Consider the following 14,400-nt stretch of genomic DNA (forward strand, 5'->3'; position numbering starts at 1 on the left):
GCGCGCGTGTCGGCGTAGTGGCGCGGCGCGGTCATGCGGTGGATACCAACAGCCAGGAAGCGTCCGCCGCCGGCTGCCCTTCGGTTCTGGCCGTCATCGGCCGGCGGTACTCCAGGCGCCGGGGCGGCGCCGGCGACGACAGCGAATCGATCACCGTGCACGGCGTGGCCAGTTGCGCCAGCACGTCGGCGAGATCGGGTACGGCGGGCGCTTCGATCGGCGGCGAGGCCGGCGACCAGAACGCGCTGAGCTCGACCATCCAGCGGAAATCGCTGCGCGCTTCCGGCGGCGACGACAGCGGCGTGCGCGGCGGCTCGGGGTAGGGATAGATCACCGCTACCCGGCCGTCGCGGTCGGCCATGCCGATGCCGCGCGGCGCGCCGTCGATGTCGACCGCGAGCAGGCTCCAGGCCGGCACGCGCTGGGTGCCGGCCTCGCGCAACTGCGCATAGGTCACGGCGAGCGGTTGCGGCAGGGGGCGGCTCGGCGCCGAGAACAGCGGGATGCGTTCGATCAGCAACTGCGGCGGCGACGAGGCCGTGCCGGGCAGGGCGAGCGGCTGCGGCGGCGAGATCCATGGCGCCAGCCAGGTGAACAGCCCGCGTGCAGGCAATTCGGCATCGAAGGCCAACGGCAGAAAGCGGCCGAACGGGTCGCTGACTTCGATGCGGTAGCCCGAGGCCGGCGGCGACGCGTTCAACGCATCGATCCAGGGTTGTTCGACCGGTTCGCGTTGGTCGAACTCGAAATCGATCAGGCCGCTGACCCGATGCGCCACGTAGATACCGCTGGGATTGGGCAGGGCGCGTTTGCGCGCGTTCGGGGCGCTGCGTGGGTAGACCTCGACGACCAGGCCGTCGATGACCGAGCTGGCCGTCGCCATGTCCCAGAAACGCAGACCCAGCGCGGCATTGCGTTGCAGCACTTCGAGTTCGAACAGGACCGCGCTCACGTGATCGCCTCGTGCACTTCGAAGCGGCGGCTCTGCACCGCGGCGGCGTCGTCGACGCTGACGTCGGAATCGATCAGCACCATGCGCAGGGCATAGGTCGCCGAGGACGGCAGGCGCCGCAGGCGATCCCACAGGGTCAGATAGTCGTTGAGCGACAGCGGGTCGCACACCACCTCGATGCCTTCCTGCGCGCCGAAGGTGTCGGTTTCGGGCATGTAGTGATTGAGATGGCCGGCGCTGAGCACGCTGGTGTCTTCCATCAAGCGCATCACCCAGCCGAGCATGCGCTGCTGGCGTTCGCTGTCCTGCGCCCAGGGCGTGATCATGTAGTGCAGGTCGAGCGGCAGCGACGGACGATAGCGACGGCCGTCGGGCGAACGGCGCAGGGTCAGGTTGCGCATGGCGCCGTTGACGGCGACGCGGAACAGGTAGATCGAGAAGCCGTCCTGCATCGGCGACTCGAAGTCGCGCGCCTGGTACAGGCTGATGTCGAGGCCGGCGCCGAATTCGTCGCGCGGATAGCGATCGCGCAGCAGACCGGCCAGTGCGGTACTGGTGGCGGCGATGGCGCGGTAGTTCGCCATGGCCTCAGTCTCCGCGCCGTTGCGTCAGCAAAGCGCCGAGCAGCGCATCGCCGGCGAGCCGCCGGTAGCGCCTGCGGCCGTCGGCCGCCACGGTCTCCTCGATCACCCCGCAGCGTTTCATCCAGTCCAGCGCCTCCTGCAATTCGTCCATGGCGACCTCGTGCTCGCTTCCGAACCACCAGCGATGGATGCCTTCGGCGGTATCGCACGCGTGCGGATTGGCTCGCATATAGCTGGCCAATGCCTTCACACATGCCGATACCGCGGAGCTTTCGTCCATCGCGATCGACCCTCTGCGCACCAGATCAATGCAAGAGCGATGCCAACGGCGATGGATGACGCAAACGCTTGCGCAGTGGGCGTTATCGATGCGGCACGGCGAGCGAGGGCGGATGTTTTGATCCGGGCGCGAACCCGACGGCCGTCACATTGCCGGCCGCAAACGCCGTGTTTTCAAGCCTGCGCAGCCAGGATGTTTTTGTCCGCGCAGTGCGTGGCTTTGTCCTGTGAGCGCACGGACAGGCCGACCGCATCGTCGAACGGCGCATATCCGGGAGACCCGTTCGGCCGTACATGCAGGCGCGACGATGCCGCGGGCACGGCGGTTGCCGTCGCCGTCGCGGATAGCGCTGCGATCAGGTGAGCTGCGACTCGAACGCGCGGAAGCGCTTGGGTTCGATGCGGTGCTTGCGCATCAGCTCGAAGAAGGCGCGGCGGTCCTTCTTGGCCGCCATCGCGGCGTGGGTGACGTTGCCGGCGTGCGCGGCGAGCAGGTGCTCGACGTAGCCGCGCTCGAAGTCTTCGACCACGCGTTGTTTCGCCGCCCGGAACGAATCGGCGGCCAGGCCGAACGAGCGCGGCAGGGGCAGGTCGGGCGAGGCCGGTTCGATCTCGATGTCTTCTGCGACCAACACCTGGCCGCTCGACAACAGCACCGCGCGCTCGATCACGTGCTTGAGCTCGCGCACGTTGCCGGGCCAATCGTGGCGCAGCAGCCGTTCGAGCGCACCGTAGGAGAAACCGGCAGGCGCGCGGCCGAACTCGCGGGCGAAATGGGCGGCGAAGTGGCGCGCCAGGATCGGCACGTCCTCCGGCCGTTGCCGCAGCGGCGGCAGAGTGATGTTGAGGACGTTGAGGCGGTAATACAGGTCCTGTCGGAAGCCGCCGCTCTGCGAGAGCGTGCACAGATTGCAGTTGCTGGCGGCGATCACTCGCAGGTCGGCGTGATGGACGGTGTTGGAGCCGACCGGCCGGTATTCGCGTTCCTGCAGGAAGCGCAGCAGCTTGGCCTGCGCCGACAGCGGCAGGCAGTCGACGTCGTCGAGAAACAGGGTGCCGCCCTCGGCTTCGCGCACCAGGCCCGGGCAGGCGCTGTGGGCATGGGTATAGGCGCCTTTGACGTGGCCGAACAGTTCGTTCTCGACCAGCTCGACCGGTATGGCGCCGCAGTTGACCGCGACCCAGGGGCGGTCGGCGCGCATCGACAGGTAATGGATGGCCTGCGCGCAGACCTCCTTGCCGGTGCCGGTCTCGCCGGTGATCAACACGCTGGCGTCGCAGCGGGCCAGGGTCGGCAGACGCGCCGCGATCGCCGCGCAGACCTTGCTGCCGTGGACGAAACCGCGGATGTGCGGTTCCTCCTCCTGTACCGGCTCGCCGCGGCAAGGCGCCGCAGCGGTGTGCAGCGCACGATGCAGGCGCACCCGCCATTCCGACACGGTCGAGGGCAGGGATACGAAGTCCGAGGCGCCGGCCAGGATCAGGGCATCGAGCTCGCTGTCTCCGGCATCGCGGGTCGCCACCACGATCGCCAATTGCGGACGCTCGTGCCGGATCGCGGCGATCGACTCGGGAATCGTCGCCAGCCCGTCAAGGCCCGGGACCAGGACGATGCCGTCCGCGCTTTGGATCGCCGCCTGCAGATAACCCGATGGCGACAGCTCGACCGAGGCGCAACACGACAACGCCGCGAGCACCTCGCGCACGTCGCGCGTTTCTGCAGGCGCGCTTGCGAGCGGAACCACGGCCCATCGGGGGACTTCCATCGCACGCCTCCATGACCGGGACAGTCCGCCAGATACCCGCGCAACCGACCACGGCGCGGCGCCGTGGGGCGCCAGGCCAAGCCGGAGGTTTTCGAGGTGTTGCAGGACGATCAACGCGGCGCCATCCCCGCGCCGGTCACGGTGGGGGTGTTCGTTTACGTAACATCGGGGGGATTCCGACCGGCGGTAGCGTCTCGCTCCGAGCCAGAAGAGGATCCCGGACGCACCGATGCAGAGGCGAAGTTATCGCTTCAAGGTATTGATAACGATTGAATAATTGGCCGGGCTCGTCAGCGAGTTCCGTGCTCGATCTACTTGACCCGATGCTTCCCCAGCTTCCGCGCCAGGGTCCTTCGGTGCATCCCCAGCCGCCTGGCGGTCTCGGAGATGTTGAAGTCGGTTTCGGCGAGCATCTCGTGGATGCGCTCCCACTCGAGGGTCTTGATCGAGGTCTGGCGCTCGGTCAGTTCGACCGTGGCGTCGCCGCCGGCGCGGCCGAAGGCGGCTTCGATGTCGTCGGTGTTGGAGGGCTTGGCCAGGTAGTGGCAGGCGCCGAGTTTGATCGCTTCGACCGCGGTGGCGATGCTGGCGTAGCCGGTCAGGACCACGATCAGCATGTCCGGGTCGTGGGCGTGCAGGGCTTGCACGCAGGCCAGGCCGGAGTCGCCGCCGGCCAGTTTGAGGTCGACCACCGCAAAACCGGGCGAGTGTTCGCGCAGCAGGGCATCGACTTCGCCGAGGTCGGTTGCGTTGCGCACCAGATAACCGCGGCGCTCGAACGAGCGGGTCAGGGTGCGGGCGAAGGCCGCATCGTCTTCGACGATCAGCAGTTCGCGCGGTGCGTCCCGGGGCGGGCCGGGATCTTCACTCTTGAGATCAGGGCTCATCGGCGGCCTCGACCAGGGTCAGCGCCGACAGCGGCAGAGTCATCGCGACGATGGCGCCGCGCGGGCTGCGGTTCTGCGCGGTGATGCTGCCGCCGAGGGTGCGGGCGACGTTGAGGGCCAGGAACAGGCCCAGGCCGCCGCCGGGGCGGCCCTTGCTCGACTGATAGGGCTTGCCGAAGTGCGAGAGCATCGCCGGGGCGAAGCCGGGGCCGATGTCGCTGACCTTCAGCACCAGGCGGTCGTCGTCGCGCGAGGCTTCCAGGCCGATCCAGTCGGGCGAGGCTTCCAGGGCGTTGTCGAGCACGTTGCAGATCATCTGCTTGAGGCCCGAGTCGGAGACGATCGGCAGATCTTCGCCGAAACCGTTGGCGTAATCGAATCCGCGCACCGGGCGGGTCGTTCGCCACTCGTCGACCAGTTCGTCGAGGAAGGCGCCGACCGTGGTCTCGGCCGGGGCTTCGCCGCGGGTTTCGCCGGCGGAGAGCAGGATGCCGGTGACGATGGTCTTGCAGCGATGCAGCTGGGTCTGCATCTCGTCGAGCTCCTGCAGCAACTCGGGTTGCTCGGTGAACGGCGCCATGCGCCGCCAGTCGCCCAGGATCACCGACAGCGTCGCCAGCGGCGTGCCGAGCTCATGCGCGGCGCCCGAGGCCAGCAGGCCCATGCGCACGATGTGCTCTTCCTCGGCTGCGCGTTGGCGCAGGTCGGCCAGGCGCGCGTCGCGGGCGCGCAGGATGCGGCCGATGCGGGTGATGAACACCACCAGCAAGGTGGCGTTGAGGACGAAGCACAGCAGCATGCCCTGGACGTAAGGGTCGGCGAGGCCGCGGGTCGGGTCGGCCGGAATCACCACGGGCCCGGCGAACATGGTCAGGGCGATGAAGCAGGCGCTGGTCGCGAACACCACCGCCCAACTCGCCCACGAGCGCAGCAACACCGCGGCCAGCGCGACCTGCAGCAGGTACAGGAACACGAACGGATTGGCGGCGCCGCCGCTCAGGTATAGCTGCGCGGTCAGGGTGACCACGTCGACCAGCAGGGCGAGGAACAGGGCGCCGTTGGTGACCTTCTCGCGGTGCCGCCAGCGCAGCAGGCTGACCAGGTTGAACGCGGCCAGGCAGGCCAAGACGATCGCCATCGGCGCCAGCGGTAGGGCGATGCCGAAGGCGAAATGGACGAAGACGATGGTCGCGACCTGGCCGATCACCGCGATCCAGCGCAACTGGATCAGCTGGTGCATGTTCTTGACCCCGGCGCTGTCGCGCGAGGCCGTCGAGGCGGGCGCTTCGGCGTCGAGCGTGCGGGGTAGCGGCAAATCCTGCATCGGCGGCCCTCAGCGGATGTCGTCGAGCGACGCGGCGGCGCGACGGCGCCGACGTTCTTCCAGCGCCACCCGCCATGCGGCGGCAGCGACCATCAGGGCCAGCCCGAACCAGGTCAGCGCATAGACCAGATGGTTGTTGGGAAACTTTATCACCGTCAGTCCGCCGACCGGCCAGGCCGGCTCGGCGTTGGCGGCGACAGGGGGCTCGTCGTGGCGGTCGGCGTCGACGAAGTAGGGCGCGACGCGCTGCAGGCCGCGGGCGGCGGCGATGGCGGCCACGTCGCGCGAGTACCAGCGATCCTGCTGCGGCGCGTTCTTGCGCAGGAAACCACCGCCGGGTTCGCTGAGGCGCAGCAGGCCGGTGACCCGGGTGTCGGCCGAAGCGGCCGCGGCAGCGGCTTCGCGCTTGCCCGGGACGAAGCCGCGGTTGACCAGCACGATCGGGCCCTCGTCGGTCTGGAAGGGAGTCATCAGCCAGAAACCGGGGCCGATCGCGGTCACGGCCTGGACCAGGCTGTCTTTTCCGCCCAGATAACGGCCTTCGAGCTGGACGTGGCGATATTCGTCGAGGGCGGCGCTGACCTGGGGCCAATCGGCCGGCCCGGGCGCCGCGCCCGGCGGCGCATGTACGCGCGCTTCGACGCGTTCGATCAGATCGAGCTTCCAGGCGCGGCGTTGCACCTGCCAGCCGCCGAGGGCGATCAGGCCGAGGAAGGCGGCGAGAAAGACCGACGACAGGACCGCCAGGGCGAAGCGGCTGCGCGGGCGCTTGGCGGTGTTCGCGGTCATGGTCGGGGCCTCTTCATGGATCGCCGATAGGGCGTTCGGTGTTGCTCGATTTCAAGCTCGTGCAGCGGCCTACGTACTCCTCATCCGTCATCCCCGCGAAGGCGGGGATCCAGAGACTTCAGAGTCATGTCGCGGTGAAACCCTGGGTTCCCGCCTTCGCGGGAACGACGGGCAAAAAGAACACGGCGAGAACCGAAGACCCGAAACTCGATTCCCGATTCCCGATTCCCGATTCCCGAATCCCGAATCCCGAATCAAGGCATGTTGCGCATGTCGTGCGGGGCCATCGGCATCATGTTGACGTTGAGGTGGTGCATGACCCACAAGGAACCGGCCAGCAGGATCACCACCAACACCAGGGTGAAGATCAGCGCGAGCATGTTCCAGCCGCCCTCCGACTTCGTGTTCATGTGCAGGAAATACACCATGTGCACGACGATCTGGACCACGGCGAAGGCCAGCACCACGAAGGCGGCGGTGCCGGAGTTCGGGATCACCTTGGCCATGATCAGCCAGAACGGAATCGCGGTCAGCACCACCGACAGCAGGAAGCCGATGGTGTAGCTGCCGACGCTGCCGTGGGCGCCGTCGTCGTGGTCGTCATGGCCGTGGCCATGATCGTGCGCGGCGTGAGTGGTGGGCTCGGTCACGGCAGCACTCCCATCAGGTAAACGAAGGTGAAGACGCCGATCCAGACGACGTCGAGGAAATGCCAGAACATCGACAGGCACAGCAGGCGGCGGCGGTTTTCGGCGGTCAGGCCGTGCTTGCCGACCTGCACCATCAAGGTGACCAACCAGACGATGCCGAAGGTCACGTGCAGGCCGTGGGTGCCGACCAGGGCGAAGAACGAGGACAGGAACGCGCTGCGCTGCGGGCCGGCGCCTTCATGGATCAGGTGGGCGAACTCGTACAGTTCCAGGCCGATGAAGGCCAGGCCGAACAAGCCGGTGATCGCCAGCCAGCCCTGCACCGCGGCGATCTTGCGCTTCTGCATCGCGATCATCGCGAAGCCATAGGTGATGGACGACAGCAACAGCATCGAGGTGTTGATCGCGACCAGTTGCAGGTCGAACAGGTCGGCGCCGGACGGGCCGGCGGCGTAGCTGCGGCCCAGCACGCCGTAGACCGCGAACAGGCAGGCGAACACCAGGCAGTCGCTCATCAGGTAGAGCCAGAACCCGAGCAGGGTGCCGTTCTCCGGATGGTGCTTGCCCTTGAGGTCGAAGAAGACCGGGCGCCCGTCGGGCGTGTGGGTGGCGATGGCGTGGGCGTCAGACATGGGCGGCGGCCAGTTGTTGCGTGCGCTTGGCTTCGGTGGCGGTCACTTGCTCCGCCGGGATGTAGTAGTCGCGCTTGTAGTTGAAGGTGTGGACGATGGCGGCGACCAGCATGGCGGCGAAGGACAGGCCGGCGACCAGCCACATCTGCCAGATCAGGGCGAACGCACACAGCGTGCTGAGCCCTGCGATGACCACGCCCGCGGCGGTGTTCTTGGGCATGTGGATCGGCAGGAAGCCCGAGGTCGGACGCTGGTAACCGCGCTGCTTCATGTCGTGCCAGGCGTCGTTGTCGTGCACCACCGGGGTGAAGGCGAAGTTGTAATCCGGCGGCGGCGAGGAGGTCGACCACTCCAGGGTGCGGCCCTGCCAGGGATCGCCGGTCTCGTCGCGCAGCTCGTGGCGGCGGCGGATGCTGACCACGAACTGGATCAACATGCAGGCGATGCCGATGGCGATCAGCACCGCGCCGAAGGCGGCGATGACGAACCAGATCTGCAGCGATTGGTCCTCGAAGTGACTCATGCGCCGGGTCACGCCCATCAGGCCGAGCACGTACAGCGGCATGAAGGCGAAGAAGAAGCCGGTGATCCAGAACCAGAACGAGCACTTGCCCCAGAACGGGTCGAGCTTGAAGCCGAAGGCCTTGGGCCACCAGAAGTTGATGCCGGCGAACAGGCCGAACAGCACGCCGCCGATGATCACGTTATGGAAGTGAGCGATCAGGAACAGGCTGTTGTGCAGGACGAAGTCGGCCGGCGGCACCGCCAGCAACACACCGGTCATGCCGCCGATGGTGAAGGTGACCATGAAGCCGATCGTCCACAGCATCGGCACCTCGAAGCGGATGCGGCCGCGGTACATGGTGAACAGCCAGTTGAAGATCTTCGCGCCCGTCGGGATCGAGATGATCATCGTGGTGATGCCGAAGAACGAGTTGACGCTGGCGCCCGAGCCCATGGTGAAGAAGTGGTGCAGCCACACCAGGTAGGACAGGATGGTGATGACCACCGTCGCATAGACCATCGAGGCATAGCCGAACAGGCGCTTGCCGCTGTAGGTCGAGACGATCTCGGAGAAGATGCCGAAGCACGGCAGGATCAGGATGTAGACCTCCGGGTGGCCCCAGATCCAGATCAGGTTCACGTACATCATGGGGTTGCCGCCCAGATCGTTCGTGAAGAAGTTGGTGCCGGCGTAGCGGTCGAGCGAGAGCAGCAACAGCACCGCGGTGAGCACCGGGAACGCCGCCACGATCAGCACGTTGGTGCACAGCGAGGTCCAGGTGAACACCGGCATCTTCATCATGCTCATGCCCGGCGCGCGCATCTTGACGATGGTCGCGATCAGGTTGATGCCCGATAGCAAGGTGCCGACGCCGGCGATCTGCAGCGCCCATATGTAGTAGTCGACGCCGACCCCGGGACTGTAGGCGATGCCCGACAGCGGCGGATACGCCAGCCAGCCGGTCTTGGCGAACTCGCCGACGAACAGCGAGACCATCACCAGGGCCGCGCCGCAGGCGGTCATCCAGAAGCTGAAGTTGTTGAGGAACGGAAACGCGACGTCGCGCGCGCCGATCTGCAGCGGCACGACGTAGTTCATGAAGCCGGTGACCAGCGGCATGGCCACGAAGAAGATCATGATCACGCCGTGGGCGGTGAAGACCTGGTCGTAGTGTTCGGGCGGCAGGTAGCCGGCGTTGTCGCCGAACGCCATCGCCTGCTGCAGGCGCATCATGATCGCGTCGGCGAAGCCGCGCATCAGCATGATCAGGCCCAGCACGATGTACATGATGCCGATCTTCTTGTGATCGATGCTGGTGAACCACTCGTTCCAGAGATAGCCCCAGAGCTTGTAGCGGGTGATCGCGGCGACCACGGCAAGGCCGCCCAGCACGACCATGGCGAAGGTCGCGATCAGGATCGGTTCGTGCAGCGGGATCGAGTCCCAGGTAAGCCGGCCGAAGATCAGCGTGGCGAGGTTGGATTGGTCAGACATCTCGACTCCAGAAGTCCGCGGGCGGACTCGGCGCGCGTTCGGCGCGCCCGGTGAATGCGTTTACGAAACAGGTCAGGGGGCGAGCGTGGCCACGCCCAGGGGCGAGCCGGCCGAGGGTTCGGTCAGGCACATCGCCGAGGTCACCACCGGGCCGCCGCGCAGGTCGCCCTTGCGGCGCGGCGCGAGCGCATCGGTGTTGAGGCCGAGGCCGCCGCCGGCGTCGATGGCCATCATCTCGTCCATGCACATCTTGCTGCTGTCGACGCAGCGGTTGAGGATCGCCTTGTACAGGCCGGGGGCGACGCTGGCGTAGCGGCGCACCGGTTCCTTCTCGCTGGGCTTTTCCAGTTCCAGGTAGCCGGCGCGCTCGAGCGTCGCACCGCTGGCGCGATTCTTCGCCACCCAGGCATCGAAGCCGGCCTGATCGAGGCCGTGGAAACGGAAGCGCATGTGCGAGAAACCGGCGCCGCTGTAGTTGGCCGAGAAGCCTTCGTAGTCGCCCGGCTTGTTCATCACCGCGTGCAACTGCGTTTCCATGCCGGGCATGGCGTAGATCTGTCCGGCCAGCGCCGGGATGTAGAACGAGTTCATCACCGTGGAGGCGGTGATCTTGAACTGGATCGGGCGATCGACCGGCGCGGCGAGTTCGTTGACCGTGGCGATGTTCTGCTCGGGATAGAGGAACAGCCACTTCCAGTCCAGCGCCACCACCTCGACCACCAGCGGTTTCACGTCGGCCGGCACCGGACGGTTCTTGGCGATGCGGTCGAGCGGGCGATAGGGATCAAGCGTGTGCGTGCTCATCCAGGTGATCGCGCCGAGCGCGATGATGATCAGCAGCGGCGCGGCCCAGATCAGCAGCTCGAGCTGGGTCGAATGATCCCAGTCAGGCTTGTAGGTGGCCTTGGTGTTGGAGGCGCGGTAACGCCAGGCGAAATACAGGGTCAGCGCGATCACCGGCACGATGATCAGCAGCATCAACACGGTCGACACCACGATCAGGTCGCCTTGCTGCGCGGCGACGTCGCCGGGCGCGTTCAGCAAGATCGTGTTGCAGCCGGCCAGCGGCAGGATGGCCGCGGCCATCAACAGGCGGCGGAGCAGGGACGGGCGGAGCAGGGGTTCGATGGCGGTCATCTAAGGAGCAAGCAGCACGATCGAGGCCGCGGCAGTCGCGGCGATGCGCGCACTGTAGAGGCGCAGGACTGTGACGACGATTGGACGTTTTGTCCTATGGCAGCGCCGCGCCGGTGGTGGGAAGCTAGCGTCGTCCCGGTAGCCGGGCGCTCGTCCTTTGCCGCATTTGGGGCCTGGGGCGTCGTTTCCGGTTCCGTCGCCGTCGGACGCGCTTTAACTGAACGTACCCGCCTGTTTAGGCACAGTGTCCGGGCCCGGTCGTCACGACCGTGCCGCGGCGCCCACCACCGAATCGACGATGCATACGCCAAATCACGCAAACCCGGATTCCTCCATGACCGTTTCGGTGCACGACACCGGTTCGCATGCCGAGGTCGCGCCCGGCGACATCGCGGTCGGCGTGGTGATCGGCCGCGCTTCGGAGTACTTCGACTTCTTCGTCTACGGCATCGCCTCGGCGCTGGTGTTCCCGACGGTGTTCTTCCCGTTCCTGGGCCGCCTGGAAGGCACGCTGTGGTCGTTCGCGATTTTCGCGTTGGCGTTCGTCGCGCGCCCCATCGGCACCGTGACCTTCATGTGGATCCAGCGCCGCTGGGGCCGCAGCACCAAGCTCACCGTCGCGCTGTTCCTGCTCGGCACCTGCACCGCCGGCATCGCCTTCCTGCCCGGTTTCGGCAAGATCGGCGTGCTCTCGATCGCGCTGTTGTCGCTGTTCCGGGTCGGCCAGGGCATCGCCCTCGGCGGTTCCTGGGACGGCCTGCCGTCGCTGCTCGCGCTCAACGCGCCGAAGCACCGCCGCGGTTGGTACGCGATGCTGGGCCAGCTCGGCGCGCCGGCCGGTTTCATCATCGCCGCCGGTCTGTTCGCCTATCTCAACACCAGCCTGGCGCCGAGCGACTTCCTCGACTGGGGCTGGCGCTATCCGTTCTTCGCGGCGTTCGCGATCAACGTCGTCGCCTTGTTTGCTCGCCTGCGCCTGGTCGTGACCCACGAGTACGAGCGCGAACTCGGCGAACACGAACTCGAACCCACCGACGTGGTCGAGCTGTTCCAGCAGAAGGGCCGCCACGTCGTCATCGGCGCCTTCGCCGCGCTCGCCAGCTATGCGCTGTTCCACATCGTCACGATCTTCCCGTTGTCGTGGATCCTGCTGTATTCGGACCAGTCGGTGAGCCAGTTCCTCGGCGTGCAGATCGTCGGCGCGCTGCTGGCCTGCGGCTCGATGGTGGTATCGGGCGTGATCGCCGACCGCTACGGCCGCCCGCGCACGCTGGCGGCGCTGGCCGCGGCGATCGCCATGTTCAGCGGTTTCGCACCGACGCTGCTCGGGTCCGGCGAAGTGGGCCAGGACGTGTTCATCCTGATCGGCTTCATCCTGCTCGGCCTGTCCTACGGCCAGGCCGCCGGTTCGGTGACCGCCAACTTCGGCTCCAAGTATCGCTACACCGGCGCGGCCTTGACCTCGGACCTGGCCTGGCTGATCGGCGCCGCGTTCGCGCCGCTGGTGGCGCTGGGCCTGTGCGCGCACTTTGGCCTGGCCTTCGTCGGCGTGTACCTGCTGTCGGGCGCGATCTGCACCCTGGCGGCGCTGGGCGTCAACCGCGCCCTGAAGCTGCGCAGCTAAACCGCTGCGTATTCCGACGCGTCGTCCGGGGCGCGTCGTGCGGGCCGACCGCTTACCGTCGGGTCGGCCCGTCGTCGTTTCATTCTTTCGCCACTCGCGATCGCGACGCATCCGGCCGGTGGCCGGAGCGTCCGATCGCGCGCGTCCTTCAATGCGCGTGCTGTTCCTGCGCTTTGATCAGGCTGGCCGGACGCATGTCGGTCCAGTTCGTCTCGATGTAGTCCAGGCAGGCCTGGCGCGCGCCGGGGCCGTGCACGCTGCGCCAGCCGGCCGGAACTTCGGCGAATTCGGGCCACAGCGAATGCTGGTTCTCGTCGTTGACCAGGACCAGGAAGCTGCCGTTGGGATCGTCGAAGGGATTGCTCATATCGTGCTCCTGCTTGCGGTTGCGATGAAGGGGAAGGCGAGCGGTGCGGTGTTCGCCGGTCCCGTGGGTGGAAGGATGCCGTGCTTGGGTTACCGATCGGATCGATCGCGCATGATCCGGATCGGCGCTGCGATCAGTACGTGACCACGGTCCGCGATTGCGAACGCAGGGCCGGCCGGTCCGCATGCGGGATCGACCGTTCCAAGTCGCTCAGGTAATCGTCGACGCCCTGGTCGTGGCCGGGGGTCACGGTCATGTGCAATGCGGCCGGGTTCGACAGCCGGCTGATGTACCAGCCGCGGGCCTCCATGGCGTCGCCGACGTCGTGGATGTCGTAGCGGTCGGAAGCGAAGGCGATCACGCTGAGGTCAGGCTGGCCGAGCAGGTGCAGGCCAGGAATGCGGTCGATGCCTTCGATGTAGCGGTCGCGGATGTGCATCACCCGCTGTGCGAGCGCGCGGTAGCCGGCCTCGCCGAGGTAATGCATCACCGCCCAGGCCGCGGCGACGGCGCCGCCGGGGCGGGTGCCGGTCAGGGTTTCGGTGCGGTAAATGCCCTTGGGCCAGTCGAAGTACTCGAAGTACTGGTGTTCCTGGTCTTCGGCATCGGCGTACAGGATCACCGAGGCGCCCTTGGCGGCGTAGCCGAACTTGTGCAGGTCGGCCGACAGCGAGCGCACGCCGGGCACGCTGAGGTCGAAACGCGGCAGGCCGCTCATGAACTTGGCCACGTGCGGGGCGAGGAAACCGCCGATGCAGGCGTCGACGTGCAACCACACGCCGCGTTCGAGCGCGAGCCGGCCGATGTCGGCGATCGGGTCGATGGTGCCGAACGGCAGCGACGGTGCCGAGGCGACGATCATCATCGTGTCGTCGTTGATGTGCCGGGCGAGGATGTCGGCGCAGGCGCGGTAGTCGGCGCCGATCGGCACCCGCACTACGTCCAGGCCCATCAGGTCGGCGGCCTTGTCGTAGGCCGGATGCGCGCTGGTCGGCAGCAGCAAGTGCGGACGCGCCTGCGGACGCCGCTCGCGGAAGGCGCGATGGGCGCTGCGCACCGCCAGCATGATGCTTTCGGTGCCGCCCGAGGTCATGGTGCCGCCGGCATCGTCGCCGCCGCCGAGCAGCGACAGCGAGATGTCGATGATGTCGTCCTGCATCCGCTTCAGGCTTGGAAACGCCGCCGGCGCCAGGGCGTTCTCGCTGATGAACATCGCATAGGCCTGGCGGGCGACGTCGAGCACGTCCTCGCCGGCGTAATAGACGTGCAGAGGCGTGCGGCCGTGGCGCCAATCGGCGTCGCCGCTGCGCAGATCGGACATGGCTTCCTGCAGCTCGCTCCAGGCCTGGCCGCGCGAGGGCAGGGTCTTGCGACCGTTGAAATTGAACCGCGTCATGGTGCGCTGTCTCG

At 67.2% G+C, this 14,400-nt stretch carries 14 protein-coding genes; 1 reads left to right on the plus strand and 13 read right to left on the minus strand.

The features are described from left to right. Positions 1-31: 31 nt before the first annotated feature. The 11 genes from ACTJJK_RS14560 to cyoA all read right to left on the minus strand — a co-directional run bounded on the left by ACTJJK_RS14560 (position 32) and on the right by cyoA (position 10,999). Entirely contained in the window at positions 32-952 is a 921-nt protein-coding gene (locus ACTJJK_RS14560; protein WP_440730582.1) for a hypothetical protein, read from the minus strand. After that, positions 949-1,536 carry a DUF4255 domain-containing protein gene (locus ACTJJK_RS14565; RefSeq protein ID WP_223620222.1) on the minus strand — a complete coding sequence of 196 codons (588 nt, stop codon included), beginning with the start codon at positions 1,534-1,536 and terminating at the stop codon, positions 949-951. The genes ACTJJK_RS14560 and ACTJJK_RS14565 overlap by 4 nt, the downstream gene beginning before the upstream one ends. Positions 1,537-1,540: 4 nt before the next feature. After that, a complete protein-coding gene (locus ACTJJK_RS14570) occupies positions 1,541-1,816 on the minus strand; it encodes a hypothetical protein (protein WP_057918042.1) in 276 nt (91 codons plus the stop codon). Positions 1,817-2,171: 355 nt separating this feature from the next. After that, positions 2,172-3,581: a sigma-54-dependent transcriptional regulator gene (locus ACTJJK_RS14575; protein ID WP_440730583.1), complete on the minus strand. Its 1,410-nt coding sequence runs from the start codon at positions 3,579-3,581 to the stop codon at positions 2,172-2,174. Between the two features lie 311 nt (positions 3,582-3,892). Further along, positions 3,893-4,468: a response regulator transcription factor gene (locus ACTJJK_RS14580; RefSeq protein WP_051885069.1), complete on the minus strand. Its 576-nt coding sequence runs from the start codon at positions 4,466-4,468 to the stop codon at positions 3,893-3,895. Continuing rightward, on the minus strand, positions 4,458-5,783 hold the full coding sequence (locus ACTJJK_RS14585; RefSeq protein WP_223620224.1) for an ATP-binding protein: 1,326 nt from the start codon (positions 5,781-5,783) through the stop codon (positions 4,458-4,460). Before ACTJJK_RS14585 ends, ACTJJK_RS14580 begins: the two co-directional genes overlap by 11 nt. Positions 5,784-5,801: 18 nt before the next feature. Further along, on the minus strand, positions 5,802-6,581 hold the full coding sequence (locus ACTJJK_RS14590) for an SURF1 family protein (protein WP_440730584.1): 780 nt from the start codon (positions 6,579-6,581) through the stop codon (positions 5,802-5,804). Positions 6,582-6,835: 254 nt separating this feature from the next. After that, on the minus strand, positions 6,836-7,231 hold the full coding sequence (gene cyoD, locus ACTJJK_RS14595) for a cytochrome o ubiquinol oxidase subunit IV (RefSeq protein ID WP_031372412.1): 396 nt from the start codon (positions 7,229-7,231) through the stop codon (positions 6,836-6,838). After that, positions 7,228-7,863, minus strand: a complete 636-nt coding sequence (cyoC, locus tag ACTJJK_RS14600) for a cytochrome o ubiquinol oxidase subunit III (RefSeq protein ID WP_031372413.1) — start codon at positions 7,861-7,863, stop codon at positions 7,228-7,230. The genes cyoD and cyoC overlap by 4 nt, the downstream gene beginning before the upstream one ends. After that, positions 7,856-9,832 carry a cytochrome o ubiquinol oxidase subunit I gene (cyoB, locus tag ACTJJK_RS14605; RefSeq protein WP_200875841.1) on the minus strand — a complete coding sequence of 659 codons (1,977 nt, stop codon included), beginning with the start codon at positions 9,830-9,832 and terminating at the stop codon, positions 7,856-7,858. The genes cyoC and cyoB overlap by 8 nt, the downstream gene beginning before the upstream one ends. Positions 9,833-9,934: 102 nt before the next feature. Beyond that, positions 9,935-10,999, minus strand: a complete 1,065-nt coding sequence (gene cyoA / locus ACTJJK_RS14610; RefSeq protein WP_051885071.1) for a ubiquinol oxidase subunit II — start codon at positions 10,997-10,999, stop codon at positions 9,935-9,937. Positions 11,000-11,333: 334 nt separating this feature from the next. Here cyoA and ACTJJK_RS14615 point away from each other — a divergent pair, with 334 nt between their 5' ends. Further along, positions 11,334-12,623, plus strand: coding sequence for an MFS transporter (locus ACTJJK_RS14615; protein ID WP_051885072.1), 1,290 nt, complete (start codon positions 11,334-11,336; stop codon positions 12,621-12,623). Positions 12,624-12,771: 148 nt separating this feature from the next. Here the strand turns inward: ACTJJK_RS14615 and ACTJJK_RS14620 are convergent, their stop codons facing one another. After that, a complete protein-coding gene (locus ACTJJK_RS14620) occupies positions 12,772-12,990 on the minus strand; it encodes an MbtH family protein (RefSeq protein WP_031372417.1) in 219 nt (72 codons plus the stop codon). A 133-nt stretch (positions 12,991-13,123) separates the two neighbouring features. Continuing rightward, complete coding sequence (locus ACTJJK_RS14625; RefSeq protein WP_440730585.1) at positions 13,124-14,386, minus strand: pyridoxal phosphate-dependent decarboxylase family protein; 1,263 nt, start codon at positions 14,384-14,386, stop codon at positions 13,124-13,126. Positions 14,387-14,400 lie beyond the last annotated feature (14 nt).

Origin of the sequence: Lysobacter sp. 22409 (genome assembly GCF_052045105.1) — a bacterium.
Lineage (GTDB): Bacteria > Pseudomonadota > Gammaproteobacteria > Xanthomonadales > Xanthomonadaceae > Lysobacter > Lysobacter antibioticus_B.

Bases quoted from the DNA above. Each gene is read 5' to 3' on its own strand.
- ACTJJK_RS14620 (WP_031372417.1), bottom strand. From the start codon at position 12,990: ATGAGCAATCCCTTCGACGATCCCAACGGCAGCTTCCTGGTCCTGGTC.
- cyoC (WP_031372413.1), bottom strand. From the start codon at position 7,863: ATGTCTGACGCCCACGCCATCGCCACCCACACGCCCGACGGGCGCCCG.
- ACTJJK_RS14565 (WP_223620222.1), bottom strand. From the start codon at position 1,536: ATGGCGAACTACCGCGCCATCGCCGCCACCAGTACCGCACTGGCCGGT.
- cyoA (WP_051885071.1), bottom strand. From the start codon at position 10,999: ATGACCGCCATCGAACCCCTGCTCCGCCCGTCCCTGCTCCGCCGCCTG.
- ACTJJK_RS14570 (WP_057918042.1), bottom strand. From the start codon at position 1,816: ATGGACGAAAGCTCCGCGGTATCGGCATGTGTGAAGGCATTGGCCAGC.
- ACTJJK_RS14625 (WP_440730585.1), bottom strand. From the start codon at position 14,386: ATGACGCGGTTCAATTTCAACGGTCGCAAGACCCTGCCCTCGCGCGGC.
- ACTJJK_RS14590 (WP_440730584.1), bottom strand. From the start codon at position 6,581: ATGACCGCGAACACCGCCAAGCGCCCGCGCAGCCGCTTCGCCCTGGCG.
- ACTJJK_RS14575 (WP_440730583.1), bottom strand. From the start codon at position 3,581: ATGGAAGTCCCCCGATGGGCCGTGGTTCCGCTCGCAAGCGCGCCTGCA.
- ACTJJK_RS14580 (WP_051885069.1), bottom strand. From the start codon at position 4,468: ATGAGCCCTGATCTCAAGAGTGAAGATCCCGGCCCGCCCCGGGACGCA.
- ACTJJK_RS14615 (WP_051885072.1), top strand. From the start codon at position 11,334: ATGACCGTTTCGGTGCACGACACCGGTTCGCATGCCGAGGTCGCGCCC.